This is a genomic window from Phytoactinopolyspora endophytica (assembly GCF_004138495.1).
Taxonomy (GTDB): domain Bacteria; phylum Actinomycetota; class Actinomycetes; order Jiangellales; family Jiangellaceae; genus Phytoactinopolyspora; species Phytoactinopolyspora endophytica.
This window is the reverse complement of sequence record NZ_ML142876.1, coordinates 37,995-40,371: the sequence shown is the minus strand read 5'-3', so window position 1 is coordinate 40,371 and position 2,377 is coordinate 37,995. Positions and strand designations below refer to the sequence as shown.

Annotated in this window: 2 protein-coding genes; one reads left to right on the top strand and one right to left on the bottom strand. The window is 69.3% G+C overall.

What is annotated here, in order from left to right; translation table 11 throughout:
* On the top strand, positions 1-1,088 hold a 1,088-nt coding region (locus tag ELR45_RS32340; protein WP_129669952.1), incomplete at its 5' end, for a citrate/2-methylcitrate synthase.
* A 67-nt stretch (positions 1,089-1,155) separates the two neighbouring features.
* Here the strand turns inward: ELR45_RS32340 and ELR45_RS32335 are convergent.
* Positions 1,156-2,088 carry a DMT family transporter gene (locus tag ELR45_RS32335; protein WP_240760300.1) on the bottom strand — a complete coding sequence of 311 codons (933 nt, stop codon included), beginning with the start codon at positions 2,086-2,088 and terminating at the stop codon, positions 1,156-1,158.
* Positions 2,089-2,377 lie beyond the last annotated feature (289 nt).

Sequence of the window (2,377 nt, the reverse complement as noted above, 5' to 3'; positions counted from 1 at the left end):
GTGTGGCACCCGACGATGAGACATCCCACGGTGCGCCATCCGGACACGCGGCGTCGGTGGAGTCTGCCGGGCCGAGGCGAGCCGGTGCACATGCCGGGAGGCCGGAATCCGCGTTCTTCTCCGCCCCCGACGAGCTCGTGCAGGCAGCGCGCTCCGCCACAGCGCCGTTGCCGGAGTCGGCACGGCTCACCGATCGGCTGCGGGTGATCGTCGCCGTGCTCGGGGCGATGAACCCGTTGCGGTTCGACCTCTCACCGGAGCCGGTCATGCGTGCGGGTGCGACGACGGCGGGTGTCATGGTCGATGCGTTGGTGCCGGAGGCACGTGGCCGTGAGCTCGTGGCAGAGGCGACTGGCCGCGAAGAGACACGGGATCTCGCCCGAGGCGAGCTCTCGGGGGCGCCCGGGCATGGCTCCACCGCGTCATGGCATGGCTCTGCCCCTCCCGGAACGCAGGCACCGGATGGGCTTGCCGCACGGCTTTGGCCGGCGTTGACGACACGTGCTCAGCCTCCCGGCCTGCTCGGCTCCGTCCTCGTGCTCATGGCAGACCATGGTCTTGCCGCGTCCACGATCGCGGCGCGCGTCGCCGCGAGCGCGCGTGCCCATCCGTACGCGGTCATATCGGCCGGGTTGGGTGCGGTTGACGCGCAGTACCACGGGGCGGCGAGCGGCTTGGCCTACCGCTTCCTGGCCGAGGCGATGCCGGATCCGATCGGTGCACTTGCCGAGCGGCTGCGAGCGGGCAGCGGTGTGCCGGGTTTCGGGCATCGCGTCTATCAGGAACGAGACCCTCGGGCGGAGCTGCTCTTCTCCATCCTGCGTGCACACGGCGACGCCGAACAGGTGCTGAACACCGTCGACGTGATCACGGCGGAGATGAGCCGTGGCGAGACATGGCCGCCGAACGTCGACCTCGCGCTAGCAGCCATGATGCACGCCTACGATATGCGGCCCGATGGCGGCGAAGCGATCTTCGCCATCGCCCGCACCATCGGCTGGATCGCACACGCACTGGAGGAGTACCAGGAGCCAGGGATGCGCTTCCGTCCGCTCGGGCTCTACACCGGTACCCGCCCGGCAAGATAGCCGCCGGGTGGGCTGGGCGGCGAGCATGTCCTCCTTCTGGCCGTGAACGCATACTCGATCAGCCCGCTCAGTCGGCGCGGACCGATGCGGTCCGTTCTGGCGTATCCGGCGGTACGTCCCTGCGCCTGGACCGGGAGATCGCGACTCCGGCGAGGCAGAGCACGCCGCCGACGAAGGTCAGCCACGGTGGGATCTCCCGGAGAGCGATCCATGACATCACCACCACCACGGCGGGAACCGCGTAGGTGGTGGCGCCCATCCTTCCTGCGGTGGTGCGCGCGAGTGCATAAGCCCAGGTGGTGAAGGCCACCGCGGTCGGGAAGATGCCGAGGTAGACCATGTTCGCCGTAGCCGTCGCTGTGGCGTCGCCGAGTTCGGCCGCCAGCTGGCCGGCGAACGGCAGGCACGCGACCATCCCGATGAGGCAACCGAACGTGGTGACCTGGAGCGCGGAAGCGTGCCGCAGCGCGGGCTTCTGACTGATCACTCCGGCCGCGTAGGTCGCCGCTGCAAGCAGGCAGAGCAGCACACCGACGAGCCGGCGCTCGCCGTCGTCGGCCATCGACATCCCCACGACGACAGCACCGGCGAACGAGACGGCCATGCCGGTGAGCAGCCGTGGTGGAAGGCTCTCACGGAGCAGCCAGCCGCCGAGCAAAGCGATGAGGATCGGACCGACGTTCACGATCATCGCGGCGGTACCGGCGTCCACCAACTCCTCGCCCGCGTTCAGCGCGACCATGTACACGCCGAACCACAACACGCCGGAGGCGACGATGCCCGGCCATGCCGCCCGGGGTGGCCACCCTTCGCCCCGGATCAGCAGGATCACGCCGAGCGCCGCCGATCCGGTCACCAGCCTGCCTAGCGCCAGTGCACCGGGCGAGTACTCCTGGCCGGCGCTGCGGATGGCGACGAATGCCGAGGCCCACAGCAGCACGGTCACGCTGGCCGCCGCCACACTCCTGCGGTCGACACCGTGGGCGGGCTCTGATCTCACCACCGCACTCTAAGACGACGCTCTCGCCGTCTGATAGCGGTTTTCGGACGTGGCATTAGGGCGCATCGGCCGTGAGCTTGTGCTGGAGGCCACGCGTCTCGTCCCGCGCGCGACATGTCGGGGTCGGCATCCGGCCCGTGCGTGCCGCTTGCCCCTCCGGCTTGCCGTGGAAGGGCCATGATCCGCGATTGAGCATGTGTTCAGGTGGCGCGACAACGAAAGTTCATCGTCACGCCGCCCCTGGACATTCCCCACCGTGCGTCACCAGGGTGGTGCTCCCACCTAGGTC